Genomic DNA, 16695 nt, shown 5'->3' with positions numbered 1-16695 from the left:
CGACAACAGGGAGACCTCGATGAGCGCACCCGACGGCAGCCCGGTCGGCGCCGAACGCAGCATCGGCCAGTTGTTCGCCTCGGCGACGACCGAGATGTCCGCGCTGGTGCACGACGAGATCGCGCTGGCGAAAGCCCAGCTCAAGCAGGATGTGAAGCGCGGCGCGACGAGCGGTGGCGCGTTCACGGTGGCCGGTGCGGTCCTGGTCTTCTCCCTGCCGATGCTCAACTTCGCACTGGCGTACGCCATCCGGACCTGGAGCGACTGGAACCTCGCGATCTGCTTCCTGCTGTCGTTCGCCGCGAACGTCCTGATCGCCCTCCTCCTGGTGCTGATCGGTGTCGTCTTCGCGAAGAAGGCCAAGAAGAGCAAGGGGCCGCAGAAGGTCGCCGCGTCCATGAAGGAGACGGCGGGTGTGCTCCAGAAGGCCAAGCCGCACCCCCGGCCCGCTCCGGTAAGTGACGCGGTCGAGGTTGTGGCACGCTCGTCCTCATGACGGACCCCGCCACACCCTCGGCGCACTCCTCGTCGGCGCAGCCCGCCTCGGTCGTACGGCTCGACCTTCCCGGTGGGCGCGAGGTGATCCACCGGGACGTCGCCGCGAACGGCGCCCGGTTCCACATCGCCGAGACGGGCGACGGACCGCTGGTCATGCTCGTGCACGGGTTCCCGCAGTTCTGGTGGACCTGGCGACACCAGCTGGCCGCCCTCGCCGACGCCGGGTTCCGGGCCGTCGCCATGGACCTGCGGGGCGTGGGCGGCAGCGACCGTACGCCCCGGGGTTACGACCCGGCGAACCTCGCCCTCGACATCACGGGCGTCGTCCGGTCCCTGGGCGAGCCCGATGCCGCGCTGGTCGGCCATGACCTGGGCGGATACCTGGCGTGGACGGCCGCGGTGATGCGCCCGAAGCTGGTACGGCGGCTCGTGGTGTCCTCGATGCCCCACCCCCGGCGCTGGCGCTCGGCGATGCTCTCCGACGTCAAGCAGACGGCCGCCGGTTCATACATCTGGGGGTTCCAGCGGCCCTGGCTTCCCGAACGGCAGCTCATCGCGGACGACGGGGCGCTCGTCGGGCGGCTGATGCGGGACTGGTCGGGGCCGCGGCTGCCGGACGACGAGGCGGTGGAGACGTACCGCAGGGCCATGTGCATCCCGTCGACCGCGCACTGTGCGATCGAGCCGTACCGCTGGATGGTCCGGTCGATGGCCCGTCCGGACGGGATCCAGTTCAACCGGCGCATGAAGCGGCCGGTGCGGGTACCGACGCTGCATCTGCACGGCTCGCTCGACCCGGTGATGCGCACCCGCAGCGCGGCCGGCTCCGGAGAGTACGTCGAGGCCCCGTACCGCTGGCGCCTGTTCGACGGCCTCGGCCACTTCCCGCATGAAGAGGATCCGGTCGCTTTCTCGGCGGAGCTGGTGAACTGGTTGAAGGATCCCGAGCCTGATCGGTGACCGCGTCGGCACGTCCCGTATTCAAGGATAGGAACGCCTGTCCTACGAACAGCCAATTGCCCGGCGCATAGGCCGATTGGGGGCCCATGGGGCGGTTATCGACCTTGGGGCAGGGGCAGACGTCGGGGTATGGGCTGGACGCACGACTACAGTGACGCGGCACGCAATCGCCGCTCGGGCCACGGTCTGAGCTCCCACCGAGGAGGTTCCCCGCACCTGGCGGGGGCGGATCTCAAGGTGGGAATCCCGCGCATCCTGCGCCGCCGGGCCCGCTGGGTCTCGGTGCGCCTGCGCCACCCCCGCCCCTGATGCTGCTGAGCCCGTGCCTGCGTACCGGGCTCAGAGCGCGCAGCTGTCGCTGTCCACCTGCTGGTTGGCTGTGCGGCCCTGGGTGATGTCCTGTTCGATCTCGTCCACCGTGAGCGCGTAGCCGGTGTTCGGGTCGTCGAGGGACTTCGCGAAGACCACGCCGTAGACCTTGCCGTCGGGCGTGAGCAGCGGGCCGCCGGAGTTGCCCTGGCGGACGGTCGCGTACAGGGAGTAGACATTGCGGCGGACCGTGCCGCGGTGGTAGATGTCCGGGCCGTTGGCCGTGATGCGACCGCGCACGCGCGCGGAACGGACGTCGTACGCCCCGTTCTCCGGGAAGCCCGCGACGATCGCGCTGTCCCCGCTGACGGCGTCGTCGGACGTGAACTGGAGTGCGGGCGCGGCCAGATCGGGTACGTCGAGTACGGCGATGTCGCGCTCCCAGTCGTAGAGGACGACCGTCGCGTCGTACTTCTTGCCCTCGCCGCCGATCTGGACGGTGGGCTCGTCGACGCCGCCGACCACGTGGGCGTTGGTCATCACGCGGCGCCTGTCGAAGACGAAGCCGGTGCCCTCCAGGACCTTGCCGCAACTCTGGGCGGTGCCCATGACCTTGACGATGGAACGCTGGGCCCTGATCGCCACGGCGCTGTTGGCGAGGGCCGGGTCGGGCGGCTGGACCTCCTTGATGGGCTCGTCGGCGAACGGGCTGAAGACCTGCGGGAAGCCGTTCTGCGCGAGGACCGAGGTGAAGTCCTTGAACCAGGTGTCGGCGTCGGAGGGCAGCACCTCCTGCACGCCTGCCAGCACCTTGGAGCCGCGGACCTCCTTGCCCACCGTCGGCATCGTCGTCTGCGCGAGGGCGGCGCCGATCAGCCAGGCGACCAGCAGCATCGCGACGACGTTGACGAGCGCCCCGCCGGTCGCGTCGAGGGCGCGGGCCGGCGACCAAGTGATGTACCGGCGCAGCTTGTTGCCGAGGTGGGTGGTCAGGGCCTGGCCGACGGAGGCGCAGACGATCACGATGACGACCGCGGCGACGGCGGCCGTCGTACTCACCTTGGCGTCGTCGGTGACGCTGCCCCAGACGACGGGGAGCAGATAGACGGCGACGAGACCGCCGCCCAGGAAGCCGATCACCGACAGGATGCCGACGACGAACCCCTGGCGGTAGCCCACGATCGCGAACCACACGGCGGCGACCAGCAACAAGATGTCCAGCACATTCACGAGGCTCACCCTGTCACGCGCGCCAGTCCAGCGGGACCTGCTTGTTCCTGTCCCAGGGGCGCTCCCAGCCCGAGTAGTGCAGCAGACGGTCGATGATTCCGGCCGTGAAACCCCACACGAGGGCCGATTCGACCAGGAATGCCGGACCCTTGTGGCCGCTGGGGTGAACGGCGGTGGCACGGTTGGCCGGATCCGTGAGATCCGCCACGGGCACCGTGAACACCCGGGCCGTCTCGTTCGGATCGACGACACCGACCGGGGTCGGCTCGCGCCACCAGCCCAGCACGGGCGTGACGACGAAGCCGCTCACCGGGATGTAGAGCGTGGGCAGTACGCCGAAGAGCTGGACGCCGGCCGGATCGAGCCCGGTCTCCTCCTCGGCCTCGCGGAGCGCGGCCCGCAGCGGACCGTCACCCTGCGGATCACCGTCCTCCGGGTCGAGGGCGCCGCCGGGGAAGGACGGCTGACCGGCGTGCGAGCGCAGCGAACTGGCACGCTCCATGAGCAGCAGCTCGGGCCCGCCGTCGCCATCACCGTCGCCCGTCTTCCCGGCGCCTTCTCCGAAGAGGATCAGTACGGCGGACTGGCGGCCCGCGCCGTCCGCGGGCGGCAGGAAGCGGCTCAGCTGGAGCGGCTCGACCGTCTCGACGGCGTGCACCACCGGATCGAGCCAGCCGGGCAGGCCGTCCTTGCTGAGCGTCGCCTCGCCGCCCTGTGTGTTGCTCGCGCGCGTCACCGCCACCCCCGTTCTGCTGCTTCCAACGCCTGCGGCTGTCCTGTTGGTTCCGTCGATCGCGTTGATCCCGTCGGTTTCGTACGACCCCCCGAGCTCAAGCCCGCCCCCGGCCTCGTCCCCGGCCTCATCCGGCTCCCAGCGGCGGCGCCGGGATGCCGCCCGCGTCGAGGTACGCCTGCGGCGGGTTCAGCCGCTGGCCCGGGAAGCCGCCCTTCTCGTACTTCAGGAGCTTCTGGGCCTTCTCCGGGTCCGTCTCGCCCTCGCCGTACGCCGGGCAGAGCGGGGCGATCGGGCAGGCACCGCAGGCGGGCTTGCGGGCGTGGCAGATACGGCGGCCGTGGAAGATCACGTGGTGCGAGAGCATCGTCCAGTCGCTCTTGGGGAAGAGCGCGCCGATGGCGGCCTCGATCTTGTCCGGCTCCTTCTCCGCAGTCCACTGCCAGCGGTGCACGAGCCGCTGGAAGTGCGTGTCCACGGTGATGCCGGGGCGCCCGAAGGCGTTGCCGAGTACGACGAAGGCGGTCTTGCGGCCCACACCGGGGAGTTTGACGAGGTCTTCGAGCCGGCCGGGCACCTCACCGCCGAACTGCTCCGACAGGGCCTTGGACAGCCCTATGACGGACCGCGTCTTGGCCCGGAAGAAGCCGGTCGGGCGCAGGATCTCCTCGACCTCCTCGGGGTTGGCGACGGCCAGGTCCTCGGGGGTGGGGTACGTGGCGAAGAGCGCCGGTGTCGTCTGGTTGACCCGCAGATCCGTGGTCTGGGCGGACAGGACCGTGGCGACGAGGAGTTGGAAGGAGTTCTCGAAGTCCAGTTCGGGGTGGGCGTACGGATAGACCTCCGCCAGCTCGCGGTCGATCCGGCGTGCCCTGCGGACGAGGGCGGTGCGCGACTCGTTGCGGGGCGGCTTCGGGGCGGCGGACCCCGGGGTCGCCGCCTTCGGGACGGCGGACTTCGGAGCGGACTTGGCCGTGGCGGACTTGGCGGAGGCGGGCTTCGCGGGGGTTGCCTTCCTGGCGGCGGAAGCCTTCACGGCGTTCGCCCTCATGGCGGTGGCCGCTTTCGTCACGCGCGCGGAGGCAGCCCCCTTCTCGGGCGCGGCCTTCTGCGTCGCCGCAGCCCTCTCTTCCGAGGCACCCGTCCCGGCCGTTCCCCCCGGCTCGGTCGCCCCGGTCACCTTCTTGGCGGCTTTCTCCACCGACATCACCTCTGCCGCTTTCTACGCATTCCTGCCCCCACCCGTGACCTGTTCGCCCACAGCGGAATCACCCTGTGCGGCCACCCGCCCAGCCCCTTGGCCTGTGCTCTCACCGGCGAATTGGACACCCGGCCAGCCTAGAGCCCGCCACTGACATCCGCCCCGGACCCGGAAGATCGGAGCCCAATTGGCCCCCTGCCGCACTGCCCGGGACACCCGTGCGGCATCCTTGTGACAGATCACACTGTTTGGACCGTCCGGCAAGATGGGGAGCACGGTCCCCGGTACCCGGGGAGCAAGATCCCCTGAGCAGGTCGACAAGGAGAGAACTCGTGGACGACGTTCTGCGGCGCGCCCCGCTCTTCGCGGCGCTCGATGACGAGCAGGCCGCGGAGCTCCGCGCCTCCATGAGTGAGGTGACCCTCGCGCGCGGTGACGCCCTTTTCCACGAGGGCGACCCTGGTGACCGGCTTTATGTGGTCACCGAGGGCAAGGTCAAGCTCCACCGCACGTCCCCGGACGGGCGCGAGAACATGCTGGCCGTCCTCGGCCCCGGCGAGCTGATCGGCGAGCTGTCGCTGTTCGACCCGGGCCCGCGCACCGCCACGGCCACCGCACTGACCGAGGTCAAGCTGCTCGGCCTCGGCCACGGCGACCTCCAGCCCTGGCTGAACGTCCGCCCCGAGGTGGCCGCCGCGCTTCTGCGCGCAGTCGCCCGGCGCCTGCGCAAGACCAACGACCAGATGTCCGACTTGGTCTTCTCCGACGTGCCGGGCCGTGTCGCGCGCGCCCTGCTCGACCTCTCGCGCCGCTTCGGCGTGCAGTCGGAGGAGGGCATCCACGTCGTGCACGACCTGACCCAGGAGGAGCTGGCGCAGCTCGTCGGCGCCTCCCGCGAGACGGTCAACAAGGCGCTCGCCGACTTCGCGGGCCGCGGCTGGCTGCGCCTGGAGGCGCGGGCCGTGATCCTGCTGGACGTGGAGCGCCTCGCGAAGCGGTCGCGTTAACGGGGTCGACGGGAATCGTCCACACGTACGAGAGGGGCCCCGCCGCACGGCGGGGCCCCTCTCGCGTTCACCGGGGTGGGGGACCACACGGGCCGCGCGGACCGCGCGGTGACGAGAACGGGATCAAGGGGTGGGTGGAGATGCACCAGGACAGAGCACCCGAGTCGGTCTGGGCGGCACCGGAGCCCGGCAAGCGCCGGTTGCGGTTGTTCCGCCGGGACCCGGAGGCACAGACGCTGTGGCAGTCCGAGTTCGAGCAGCAGGACCTCGGCGAGCCGCTGGGCGTGTGGGTGACGGACGAGACGGTGGCCCTGGCGCGCTTCGACCGCGTGGCGGCGTACGCGCCCGCGACCGGTGAGCCCCGCTGGACATGGCAGCCGCCGGGCCAGGACGTGATCGTCCGGGTGGCCCCGGACACCGAGGAGGGCCTGGCCGTCGTCCTGCACCACGACGACGGCGACCGGGACGCCCGGCACGTCCGCCTCACCGCGCTCGACCTCCGCTCCGGGGACGTGGTCTGGTCGCGCGACCAGGAGAAGGACCGGCTGGGATTCATCGGTGACCACACGTGCGAGGTGGCGATCGGCCGCGGCCGGATAGCGACCGCGCACGCCTGGCCGGGGGACGCGCAGGCGACCGTCCGGTGCCTCGACCTGCGCACCGGCGCCCTCCAGTGGGAGCAGCCGCTCCCCGACCGCTGGGGCGACTCGTTCTCCGTCCTGGCGACCCATCCGCCGGTCCTGTCCGTCGGCAACCGCGGCAAGCGTTCCCGGCCCCGGCTGTACGTGGTGCGCGAGGACGGGCAGTGGCACATCGAACTTCCCGACGGATACAAGGACTTCGAGCCCACGGTCGCCGTCGTCGGCGACACCCTCGCCATCGGGCTGGAACCGGACGACCCCGCCGACTCCGACGAGAAGAGCACCGGCACGCTCCTGTGCGCCTACTCCGTCACGACCGGCGAACGGCTCTGGGAGTGGCGTACCGATCACGGCCGTACGGTCCATCCGCTGGCCCACCGCGGGTACTTCATGGTGGGCAACGGCTACGGCAGCCGTGTGTCCGTCCTCGACCCCGCCACCGGCCGGGTCGTGGCGGAGCGCAGACTGCCCGGCTTCAGCTACCGGGCCCGCTACGCCGCCTCCGGCGACCGGCTGGCCGTGGTGTGCCACGCGGTGAACGAGACCCGCCGGTTGCGCGTGTTCCGCTGGAAGTGACACATGGCGCAGGGCAAGGAAAAGGGGCTGGACGAGCAGGGGTTCATCGCGCGCGAGGGTTCTCTCGCGCGCGTGCCGCCCGCTTTCCGGCCCGTCGTCGGCGCGGCCCGCGACCGCGTCCTCGACGTCTTCGGGGAACGGCTGCACAGCGCGTACCTCTACGGGTCCGTTCCGCGCGGTACCGCGCGCGTGGGCCGCAGCGACCTCGACCTGCTGCTCGTGCTGCGCGAGGAGCCCACGGAGGCGGACCGGGCGGCGGCCGGTGCGCTGGACGCGGCGCTCGACAAGGAGTTCGAGCAGATCGACGGCGCCGGCACACTGCTGGTCTCGCGGGCGCAGACGCTGAGCGACCTGGAGACGTACGACCTGGGCTGGTTCGTGGCCTGCCTCTGCACGCCCCTCCTCGGCGAGGACCTCGCCAAGCTCCTCCCCCGCTACCGCCCCGGCTCCCTCCTCGCCCGCGAGACCAACGGCGACCTGGCCCTCTGCCTGCCACGCTGGCGGCGCCTGATCGCCGAGGCGACCGCCCCGGGGGCGCCCGCGGGGGCGGTACGCGTGCGCGTGCGGGGCATTTCGCGGCGCCTGGTGCGTACGGGCTTCACCTTGGTGATGCCGCGCTGGGAAGGCTGGACCAGTGATCTGTACGAGATGGCCGAGGCGTTCGCCATGTACTACCCGGAGTGGGGCCCGCGCATGAGGGAGGCGGCGTCCCTGGGCCACGAGCCGACGGACGATCCCGCCGTCCTGCTGTCGTTCCTGCGCTCGCACGTCGAGGAGCTGGGCTCGTGGCTGGCCGAGGAGTACGCGCGCGTGCACGGCGTCAAGGCGCCGAGGCCCGAGCCCGATTAAGCGCCCTAGATGAGGCCGTGTTCGCGGAGGTACTCCAACTGGGCGCGTACGGACAGTTCGGCGGCCGGCCACAGGGAGCGGTCCACGTCCGCGTAGACACGGGCGACCACGTCCTCGGGGCTCGTACAGCCGTTCTCGACCGCCGTCTCGACCTGAGCGAGCCGGTGGGCCCGGTGGGCGAGGTAGAACTCGACCGCGCCCTGGGCGTCGTCGAGGACGGGCCCGTGGCCCGGCAGGACGGTGTGCACGCCGTCGTCCACCGTCAGGGACCTGAGCCGCCGCAGCGTGTCCAGATAGTCGCCCAGGCGGCCGTCTGGATGGGCCACCACGGTCGTTCCGCGCCCCAGGACGGTGTCACCCGTCAGGACGGCCTGATCGGCCGGGAGATGGAAGCACAGCGAGTCCGCGGTGTGCCCCGGCGTCGGGACGACCCTCAGCTCCAGCCCGCCGACGGACACGACGTCCCCGTGGCCCAGGCCCTCGTCCCCCAGCCGCAGCGCCGGGTCGAGCGCCCGCACGTTCGTCCCCGTCAGCTCGGCGAACCGTCCGGCACCCTCCGCGTGGTCCGGGTGCCCGTGCGTGAGCAGCGTCAGCGCGACCCGTTTGCCGGCCTTCGCCGCGGTGTCGACGACATGCCTGAGGTGTACGTCGTCCAGGGGCCCCGGGTCGACGACGACGGCCAGTTCGGAGTCCGGCTCGGAGACGATCCAGGTGTTCGTGCCGTCGAGGGTCATCGCGGAGGCGTTGGGCGCGAGGACGTTGACCGCGCGCGCGGTCGCGGGGCCCGAGAGAACCCCGCCGCGCGGCTGACCGGGGAGAGCGGCGGCTTCGGTCATGCGGGGGCTCCCCCGATCGGGATGTGCTTGGTGAACTCCGCGTGCCCCGGCCAGGTGAGCACAATCTCGCCGTCCGCCAGGCCGGCCCTGGCCAGGACCGGGGCCAGGTCACGCTCCAGGGACCCGGCGAGGGCCCCGGACGCGCTGTCGTACGGGGCGAGTGCGCGCAGGGTCGCGATCGTGGGCGGCATCATCAGCAGCTCGCCCCTGTCGTACGAGGCCGCCGCGTCGGCCGGTTTGATCCACACCGTGCGGTCCGCCTCCGTGGAGGCGTTGCGGGTGCGCTGGCCCGCCGGGAGCGCGGCCACGAAGAACCAGGTGTCGTAGCGGCGGGTCTCGAACTCCGGGGTGATCCAGCGGGCCCAGGCCCCGAGGAGGTCCGAGCGGAGCACCAGCCCGCGGCGGTCCAGGAACTCCGCGAAGGACAGCTCCCGGGCGACCAGCGCGGCGCGGTCCGCCTCCCAGTCGTCGCCCGTGGTGTCGCCGACGACGGAATCGGCGGACGGGCCGGCGAGCAGGACGCCCGCCTCCTCGTACGTCTCCCGTACGGCGGCGCAGACGATCGCCTGGGCCTCCTGCGCGGACGTCTCGTCGGTGCCCAGGCCCAGCCGGGACGCCCACCACGCGCGCGTGGGGCCCGCCCAGCGGATCAGGTGGTCGTCGTCGCGCGGGTCGACTCCGCCGCCCGGATACGCGTACGCGCCCCCTGCGAAAGCCATGGAGGCGCGTCTGCGGAGCATGTGGACGACGGGGCCGGTGCCGGTGTCCTTCAGGAGCATGACGGTGGCCGCGCGCTTGGGGGTGACCGGGGTGAGGGTCCCGTCGGCGAGTCCGCGGATGAGGTCCGGCCACTCCGGTGGGTACCACTGCCCGTTTGCCATGGGCGGAGGTTATCCGGTGGTGAGCGCATGTTCGAGGGGCCGAGGGTTCTCGCCCCCGCCGCCCCTACCCGTCCCATCCCTGGGGGCGCTGCCCCCAGACCCCCGTTCGCGCTGAACGCGCTCGTCCTCAAACGCCGGACGGGCTGAAAATCTCCCTACGCCTCCGTCAGCTCCACCTGGACCTCGATCTCCACGGGCGCGTCCAGTGGCAGTACGGCCACTCCGACGGCGCTGCGGGCGTGGACGCCCTTGGCGCCCAGTACCTCGCCGAGGAGTTCGCTGGCACCGTTGATCACCGCGGGCTGGCCGGTGAAATCGGGGGCCGAGGCGACGAAGCCGACGACCTTCACGACGCGCGCGACGCGGTCGAGGTCACCGGCGACCGACTTGACCGCCGCGAGCGCGTTCAGCGCACACGTGCGGGCCAGTTGTTTGGCCTCCTCGGGCGTGACCTCCGCGCCCACCTTGCCGGTGACCGGGAGCTTGCCGTCCACCATGGGCAGCTGGCCCGAGGTGTACACGTACACCCCCGACTGCACGGCCGGCTGGTACGCGGCGAGCGGCGGGACGACCGCCGGCAGGGTCAGGCCCAGTTCGGCGAGCCGGGACTCCACAGCGCTCACGCCTTCTCCCGCTTCAGGTAGGCCACGAGCTGCTCGGGGTTGTTCGGCCCGGGCACGACCTGGACGAGCTCCCAGCCGTCCTCGCCCCAGGTGTCCAGAATCTGCTTCGTGGCGTGGACGAGCAGCGGCACAGTCGAGTATTCCCACTTGGTCATGGAGGCGACTTTATCCGCTGGCGTCAGGCACTCCGCGCGCACGTTGTCCACAGCCACCTGCGTAGGTCCGGGCCGGACTGGTTAACCTCGAATACGTGAGCAGGTTCCAGGTCGTCAGCGGTAAGGGCGGGACCGGAAAGACCACGGTCGCCGCAGCGCTCGCGCTTGCTCTCGCCACCGAGGGGAAGCGGACGCTTCTCGTCGAGGTCGAGGGCAGGCAGGGCATCGCGCAGCTCTTCGAAACCGAAGCGCTGCCTTATGGGGAGCGGAAGATCGCCGTCGCTCCCGGGGGCGGGGAGGTGTACGCCCTTGCCATCGACCCCGAGCTGGCGCTGCTGGACTACCTCCAGATGTTCTACAAACTCGGCAGCGCGGGCCGGGCCCTGAAGAAACTCGGCGCCATCGACTTCGCCACCACCGTCGCCCCGGGGCTGAGAGATGTGCTGCTGACCGGCAAGGCGTGCGAAGCCGTACGCCGGAAGGACAAGAGCGGGCGGTTCGCCTACGACTACGTCGTGATGGACGCCCCGCCGACGGGCCGGATCACCCGGTTCCTGAACGTCAACGACGAGGTGGCCGGGCTCGCGAAGATCGGCCCGATACACAATCAGGCACAGGCAGTGATGCGCGTGCTCAAGTCGCCCGAGACGGCGGTGCACCTGGTGACGCTGCTGGAGGAGATGCCCGTCCAGGAGACCGCGGACGGTATCGCCGAACTGCGCGCGGCGAAGCTGCCGGTGGGACGGATCATCGTCAACATGGTGCGGCCCGAGGTTTTGGACGAGGCCGAGCTGGAACTCGTACGCGCGGCTCCTCGCAGCGCGCTCGCGCAGTCGCTGTCGGCCGCCGGGCTCGGCGGGGCGCGGCGCGGCGGGAACGCCGAGAAGCTGGTGGAGCCGCTGCTGACCCAGGCCGAGGAGTACGCGGAGCGGTACACGCTGGAGCACGAACAGCGTTCCGTGCTCGGTGAGTTGCACCTGCCGTCGCACGAACTGCCGCTGTTCACCGAGGGCATGGACCTCGCGGGACTGTACGAGCTGGCCACCGAGCTGCGGAAGCAGGGGATGTCATGAGTCCGGACCCGCAGGACACCGCCTCCCGCTACCGACTGCCCCCCGCGCGCGTGCTCGACGTCGACCCGCTGCTCGACGATCCGGAGACCCGGATCGTGGTGTGCTGCGGGGCCGGCGGAGTCGGCAAGACGACCACCGCGGCGGCGCTGGGGCTGCGGGCCGCCGAGCGGGGGCGGAAGGTGGTCGTGCTCACCATCGACCCGGCGCGCAGGCTCGCCCAGTCCATGGGCATCGACTCGCTCGACAACGTTCCGCGGCGGGTGAAGGGCGTCGAGGGCAGCGGCGAACTGCACGCCATGATGCTCGACATGAAGCGGACCTTCGACGAGATCGTCGAGGCGCACGCCGACCGCGAACGGGCCGCCGCGATCCTCAACAACCCCTTCTACCAGTCGCTTTCGGCGGGCTTCGCGGGCACGCAGGAATACATGGCGATGGAGAAGCTGGGGCAGCTGCGCTCGCGCGACGAGTGGGATCTCATCGTCGTCGACACGCCGCCCTCCCGGTCCGCGCTGGATTTCCTGGACGCTCCCAAGCGGCTCGGGTCGTTCCTCGACGGCCGGCTGATCCGGCTGCTGACGGCGCCGGCGAAGCTGGGCGGGCGCGCGGGGATGAAGTTCCTGAACGTGGGGATGTCGATGATGACCGGCACCCTGGGCAAGCTGCTGGGCGGCCAACTCCTCAAGGACGTCCAGACGTTCGTGGCCGCGATGGACACCACCTTCGGTGGTTTCCGTACCCGCGCCGATGCCACGTACCAGCTGCTTCAGGCGCCCGGAACGGCGTTCCTGGTGGTGGCGGCGCCGGAGCGGGACGCGCTGCGCGAGGCCGCGTACTTCGTGGAACGGCTGGCCGCGGAGGACATGCCGCTCGCCGGGCTGGTGCTCAACCGGGTCCACGGAAGCGGCGCCGCCCAGCTGTCGGCCGAGCGTGCGCTCGCCGCCGCGGAAAATCTTGAAGAGCCCCGCATTGTCGATCAGGAGGACGGGAAAGCTGGTCTTCGTAACTCTCCCGACATGTACGGCAGTTCAGAATCTCCAGCTTCCGGGACACCAGCTCCTGAAGTGGACGTCGAAGTCGAAGAACACGTCGAAGGCTCCCCCGTCGCCACCGGCAGTGACCCGACCGTCGACCCGAGCGATCCAACCGTCGAACAACTCACCGCAGGCCTGCTCCGGCTGCACGCCGATCGTATGCAGCTGCTCTCCCGCGAGCAGCGCACGCGTGATCGCTTCACCGCGCTCCACCCCGAGGTCGCCGTGACCGAGGTCGGCGCGCTGCCCGGCGACGTCCATGACCTCATGGGGCTGCGGCACATCGGCAACCGGCTCGCGACCGACCGGCCGGAGCTGCCGCGGACACCGCAGACACCAGAGACGCAGACGCCAGAGACACCGGCGAGTGACTGACCAGGAACCTCGGACAGGAATCCCGGAAAGGAATCCTGGAGGGGACCCTTCTCAGCCCACCGCCGCGTAGTTCTCGTACACCTCTTCCTCGTCGAGAGGCAGGATTCCCGCCCCCCGCTCGTACTCCGTACGCGCGGTTTCGAGCAGCCGGCGCCACGAGGTGACAGTGGGACGCCTGCGCAGCAGTGCGCGGCGCTCCCGCTCCGTCATGCCTCCCCACACGCCGAACTCGACACGGTTGTCGAGCGCGTCGGCCAGGCACTCCGTGCGTACCGGACATCCGGTGCACACCGCCTTGACCCTGTTCTGCGCTGCTCCTTGAACGAACAGTTCATCCGGATCAGTAGTGCGGCAGGCCGCCTGCGCACTCCAGTCGGTTACCCAGCCCATACCGGCGCCGTCCTCTCCCGAATCGAGGCTCCCCCACGGCGGCAGCGGCATATTCACCGCCGCCAGTTGAGGACGTTACGGAAGGCGGGCGCAGCGCAACACCCCCTTCGGGCCCAGTCTTGAATGGCCCGAACGGACTATGCGTAAGCGGCAGATCACCCGGGGGAGTGAGCGACCGACATGCGTGACTTACCCGACAAAGCGGGACAGTTCGGCTGAGTCACAACGGACACCCGGCGACACACAAGGCGAATCCGGACACGCACTCCACAAAAAAGTTGGACTAAATCTGGAACGTTTCGGGGTTCGCAGACGTATTGATACGTGACCTCACTGCTGTGACAGTTGTGAGCAGCTTAGGCCAAGGCCTATACGTGTGTCCGGCGAATGAGAACGTAGGCTGCCCTCATGCCAAACAAGCGCTCGGGCGGTGGCCTGTCGGTAACTCAGCAGGCCGCCAAGTTCCTCGGTGTCAGCGTGCTCGCGGGAGCCGTCATGGCGGGCATCGCGTTGCCCGCCGCCGGCGCGCTCGGTCTCGCGGCCAAGGGTTCGGTCGAGGGATTCGACGAGATCCCGGCCAATCTCAAGCGCCCCCCGCTGAGCCAGCGCACCACGATTCTGGACGCCAAGGGCGGCCAGCTCGCCACGGTCTACTCACGCGACCGCACGGTCGTCGAGCTCAAGAACATCTCGCCGTACATGCAGAAGGCGATCGTCGCGATCGAGGACTCACGGTTCTACGAGCACGGCGCGATCGACCTCAAGGGCGTCCTGCGCGCCCTCAACAGAAACGCGCAGAGCGGTGGCGTCGCGGAGGGCGCCTCCACGCTCACGCAGCAGTACGTGAAGAACGTGTTCGTCGAGGAGGCGGGCGACGACCCGACGAAGGTCGCGCAGGCCCAGCAGCAGACCATCGGCCGCAAGATCCAGGAGCTGAAGTTCGCGATCCAGGTCGAGGAGGAGCTGGGCAAGAAGAAGATCCTCGAGAACTACCTGAACATCACGTTCTTCGGCCAGCAGGCCTACGGCGTCGAGGCCGGCGCCCGTCGCTACTTCTCCAAGTCCGCGAAGGACCTCACCCTCCCTCAGGCCGCCCTTCTGGCCGGCCTCGTCCAGTCGCCGACCCGGTACGACCCGGTGAACGACCCGGCGGAGGCCATCAAGCGCCGCAACACCGTGCTCCAGCGGATGGCGGAGGTCGGTGACGTCTCCCAGCAGGAGGCCGACGCCGCCAAGGAAGCACCGCTCGCCCTCAAGGTCAGCCAGCCCAAGAACGGCTGCATCGCGGCGGTCAAGGGCGCCAGCTTCTTCTGCAAGTACGTCGAGAGGGAGTTCCTCGCCAGCCCGGTCTTCGGCAAGACCCGCGAGGACCGGACGAAGATCTGGAACCAGGGCGGCCTGACCATCCGTACGACGCTGGACCCGCAGTCGCAGGCGTCCGTGCAGGCGTCGATCAAGGAGCACGTGTACAAGTCGGACTCGGTCGCGACGGCGGTCACGCTGGTCGAGCCGGGCACCGGCAAGATCCTCGGCATGGGCCAGTCGAAGCCCTACGGCTACGGCAAGAACGAGACCGAGATCAACTACTCGGTCGGCAACGACCGGGGCGGCTCCAACTTCGGCTTCCCGACCGGTTCGACGTTCAAGCCGTTCGTGGCGGCGGCGGCCCTGGAGGAGGGGCGCCCGGCGATCCAGGAGTACTCGTCGCCGTACGAGATGGAGTACCCGAGCCCGGTCACGACGTGCAGCGGCAATCCGTGGACCAACCAGGAGAAGGCGAAGGTCGAGAACGAGAGCGAGTCGGAGAAGGGCCCCTACCGCCTGCGGAAGGCGATGGAGCTGTCGGTCAACACCTACTTCGTGCAGATGATCTCCGACATCGGCCTGTGCCCGGTGGTCAAGATGACCGACGCGCTGCACGTGACGCAGGGCGACGGCGAAAAGCTGCCCGAGGTGCCCGCCATCGCCCTCGGCTCCAGGGGCATCTCCCCGCTGACGATGGCGAGCGCGTACGCGGCCTTCGCCTCCCGGGGCATGTACTGCACGCCGGTCGCCATCGAGTCGATCACGCAGAAGGCCAGCGGCCGGCAGAAGTCGCTGGAGGTCCCGAAGTCGACGTGCTCGCGCGCGATGTCGGAGACGACCGCGGACACGATCAACACCCTGCTCCAGGGCGTGGTCGACTCCGGCACCGGTCAGGCAGCCGGCCTCACCGACCGCGACAACGCCGGTAAGACGGGTACGACGGACGAGCGCAAGAACGCCTGGTTCGTCGGCTACACGCCGACCCTGTCCGGCGCCGTCTGGGTCGGCAGCGCCATGCAGAACGTGAAGATGACCAACATCACGATCGGCGGCGAGTGGAACGAACTCGTCTTCGGCGGCCAGGTCCCGGGCCCGATCTGGAAGGACGCCATGACCGGCGCCCTGGAGGGCAAGGACTCCGGGCAGTTCAACCTCGTCCCCATCATCGAACCGCCAGTCCAGAGGCCGGGCGGCAACGGGGACGACGACGGAGACAACGGCGACGACCAGGGCAACAACAACGGCGGCCTGACGAACGGCGGCGGCACGACGGACGGCGGCAACACGACCTTCCCGACCCCGACCTTCTCCATCCCCGAGGGCTTCATCCAGGGCAACGACAACGGCGGCAACAACGGGAACAGCAACGGGGGCTTCCCGTAGAGGGCGCGTTGAGTACGTGAATGGGGGCGCCCTTCTTGAGAAGGGCGCCCCCATCGTCGTACGGGCGCGTCAGGCATTGCTTTCCGCGACAGGCGCGTCAGGCGTTGCTGCCGCCGCCGCTACTGCTACTGCTGTCGCTGTTGCCGCAGGTCAGCCCGCGAGGAGCTTCTTGACCGCGGCGGCGACCCGGCCGCCCTCGGCGAGGCCGGCGACCTTCGGGTTCACGATCTTCATGACCTGGCCCATGGCCCGCGGCCCCTCGGCACCGGCCGCCTTCGCCTCCTCGACGGCCTGGGCGACGATGCTGTTCAGCTCCTCGTCGTCGAGCTGCTTGGGCAGGTAGGTGGCGAGGAGCTCGCCCTCCGCCTTCTCGCGCTCGGCCTGTGCGGGGCGGTCGCCCTGCGCGAAGGCCTCGGCCGCCTCGCGGCGCTTCTTCGCCTCACGGGTGATCACCTTGGTGACCTCCTCGTCGGAGAGCTCGCGCTTCGTCTTGCCGGAGACCTCCTCCTGGGTGATCGCGGTGAGGGTCAGCCGGAGCGTCGAGGAGCGGAGCTCGTCGCGCTCCCTGATGGCGGTGTTGAGGTCGTCCCTGAGCTTCGACTTGAGCGTGGTCATGGGTCGATTGTCGCAGGTGTC

The 16695-nt window shown here is 70.1% G+C and carries 18 protein-coding genes; 9 read left to right on the top strand and 9 right to left on the bottom strand.

From position 1 onward, the window contains the following. Positions 1 to 19: 19 nt before the first annotated feature. From ACH4TV_RS45750 to ACH4TV_RS45740, 3 genes are all read left to right on the top strand, one after another. Positions 20 to 496, top strand: a complete 477-nt coding sequence (locus ACH4TV_RS45750) for a phage holin family protein (RefSeq protein WP_398407391.1) — start codon at positions 20 to 22, stop codon at positions 494 to 496. Further along, positions 493 to 1458: an alpha/beta fold hydrolase gene (locus tag ACH4TV_RS45745; protein ID WP_398407390.1), complete on the top strand. Its 966-nt coding sequence runs from the start codon at positions 493 to 495 to the stop codon at positions 1456 to 1458. The genes ACH4TV_RS45750 and ACH4TV_RS45745 overlap by 4 nt, the downstream gene beginning before the upstream one ends. A 129-nt stretch (positions 1459 to 1587) precedes the next feature. Continuing rightward, a complete protein-coding gene (locus ACH4TV_RS45740) occupies positions 1588 to 1767 on the top strand; it encodes a hypothetical protein (protein ID WP_398407389.1) in 180 nt (59 codons plus the stop codon). Positions 1768 to 1797: 30 nt separating this feature from the next. On the opposite strand, the gene ACH4TV_RS45735 is transcribed toward ACH4TV_RS45740, so the two are convergent. The 3 genes from ACH4TV_RS45735 to nth form a co-directional block, all read right to left on the bottom strand. Continuing rightward, the gene (locus ACH4TV_RS45735; protein WP_398407388.1) at positions 1798 to 2997 is read right to left on the bottom strand and encodes a MarP family serine protease; all 1200 of its coding nucleotides are present in this window, start codon (positions 2995 to 2997) and stop codon (positions 1798 to 1800) included. Positions 2998 to 3010: 13 nt separating this feature from the next. Beyond that, positions 3011 to 3733, bottom strand: coding sequence for an NUDIX hydrolase (locus ACH4TV_RS45730; protein ID WP_398407387.1), 723 nt, complete (start codon positions 3731 to 3733; stop codon positions 3011 to 3013). A 124-nt stretch (positions 3734 to 3857) separates the two neighbouring features. Further along, on the bottom strand, positions 3858 to 4931 hold the full coding sequence (gene nth, locus ACH4TV_RS45725; RefSeq protein ID WP_398407386.1) for an endonuclease III: 1074 nt from the start codon (positions 4929 to 4931) through the stop codon (positions 3858 to 3860). Between the two features lie 332 nt (positions 4932 to 5263). On the opposite strand from nth, the gene ACH4TV_RS45720 reads away from it, so the two are divergent. From ACH4TV_RS45720 to ACH4TV_RS45710, 3 genes are all read left to right on the top strand, one after another. Beyond that, entirely contained in the window at positions 5264 to 5938 is a 675-nt protein-coding gene (locus ACH4TV_RS45720; protein ID WP_010986016.1) for a Crp/Fnr family transcriptional regulator, read from the top strand. A gap of 140 nt (positions 5939 to 6078) precedes the next feature. Beyond that, positions 6079 to 7155, top strand: a complete 1077-nt coding sequence (locus tag ACH4TV_RS45715) for a PQQ-binding-like beta-propeller repeat protein (protein ID WP_398407385.1) — start codon at positions 6079 to 6081, stop codon at positions 7153 to 7155. A gap of 3 nt (positions 7156 to 7158) precedes the next feature. Beyond that, entirely contained in the window at positions 7159 to 8004 is an 846-nt protein-coding gene (locus ACH4TV_RS45710; protein ID WP_398407384.1) for a nucleotidyltransferase domain-containing protein, read from the top strand. A 5-nt stretch (positions 8005 to 8009) separates the two neighbouring features. Here ACH4TV_RS45710 and ACH4TV_RS45705 read toward each other — a convergent pair whose 3' ends face one another. From ACH4TV_RS45705 to ACH4TV_RS45690, 4 genes are all read right to left on the bottom strand, one after another. Further along, positions 8010 to 8840: an MBL fold metallo-hydrolase gene (locus ACH4TV_RS45705; protein ID WP_398407383.1), complete on the bottom strand. Its 831-nt coding sequence runs from the start codon at positions 8838 to 8840 to the stop codon at positions 8010 to 8012. After that, positions 8837 to 9721, bottom strand: coding sequence for an NUDIX hydrolase (locus tag ACH4TV_RS45700; protein ID WP_398407382.1), 885 nt, complete (start codon positions 9719 to 9721; stop codon positions 8837 to 8839). The genes ACH4TV_RS45705 and ACH4TV_RS45700 overlap by 4 nt, the downstream gene beginning before the upstream one ends. Positions 9722 to 9876: 155 nt before the next feature. Next, positions 9877 to 10344, bottom strand: coding sequence for a RidA family protein (locus ACH4TV_RS45695; protein ID WP_398407381.1), 468 nt, complete (start codon positions 10342 to 10344; stop codon positions 9877 to 9879). Beyond that, positions 10341 to 10499, bottom strand: coding sequence for a DUF4177 domain-containing protein (locus ACH4TV_RS45690; RefSeq protein ID WP_019063748.1), 159 nt, complete (start codon positions 10497 to 10499; stop codon positions 10341 to 10343). Before ACH4TV_RS45690 ends, ACH4TV_RS45695 begins: the two co-directional genes overlap by 4 nt. A gap of 95 nt (positions 10500 to 10594) precedes the next feature. On the opposite strand from ACH4TV_RS45690, the gene ACH4TV_RS45685 reads away from it, so the two are divergent. Both ACH4TV_RS45685 and ACH4TV_RS45680 read left to right on the top strand, forming a co-directional pair. Then, a complete protein-coding gene (locus ACH4TV_RS45685) occupies positions 10595 to 11572 on the top strand; it encodes an ArsA-related P-loop ATPase (protein WP_398407380.1) in 978 nt (325 codons plus the stop codon). Continuing rightward, positions 11569 to 12981 carry an ArsA family ATPase gene (locus tag ACH4TV_RS45680; protein WP_398407379.1) on the top strand — a complete coding sequence of 471 codons (1413 nt, stop codon included), beginning with the start codon at positions 11569 to 11571 and terminating at the stop codon, positions 12979 to 12981. Before ACH4TV_RS45685 ends, ACH4TV_RS45680 begins: the two co-directional genes overlap by 4 nt. A 51-nt stretch (positions 12982 to 13032) precedes the next feature. Here ACH4TV_RS45680 and wblA read toward each other — a convergent pair whose 3' ends face one another. Then, positions 13033 to 13371, bottom strand: a complete 339-nt coding sequence (gene wblA / locus ACH4TV_RS45675; RefSeq protein ID WP_398407378.1) for a transcriptional regulator WblA — start codon at positions 13369 to 13371, stop codon at positions 13033 to 13035. A gap of 408 nt (positions 13372 to 13779) precedes the next feature. Between wblA and ACH4TV_RS45670 the strand changes: the two genes are divergently transcribed. Then, a complete protein-coding gene (locus tag ACH4TV_RS45670) occupies positions 13780 to 16059 on the top strand; it encodes a transglycosylase domain-containing protein (protein ID WP_398407377.1) in 2280 nt (759 codons plus the stop codon). A gap of 150 nt (positions 16060 to 16209) precedes the next feature. On the opposite strand, the gene ACH4TV_RS45665 is transcribed toward ACH4TV_RS45670, so the two are convergent. After that, positions 16210 to 16674, bottom strand: coding sequence for a GatB/YqeY domain-containing protein (locus ACH4TV_RS45665; RefSeq protein WP_398407376.1), 465 nt, complete (start codon positions 16672 to 16674; stop codon positions 16210 to 16212). Between the last annotated feature and the right edge of the window lie 21 nt (positions 16675 to 16695).

The sequence above is a fragment of the Streptomyces sp. NPDC020898 genome (assembly GCF_044333925.1).
In the GTDB taxonomy this organism is placed as follows: Bacteria; Actinomycetota; Actinomycetes; order Streptomycetales; family Streptomycetaceae; genus Streptomyces.
Note: the sequence above shows the minus strand (reverse complement) of the source record. Positions and strands in the feature narration are given on the sequence as shown.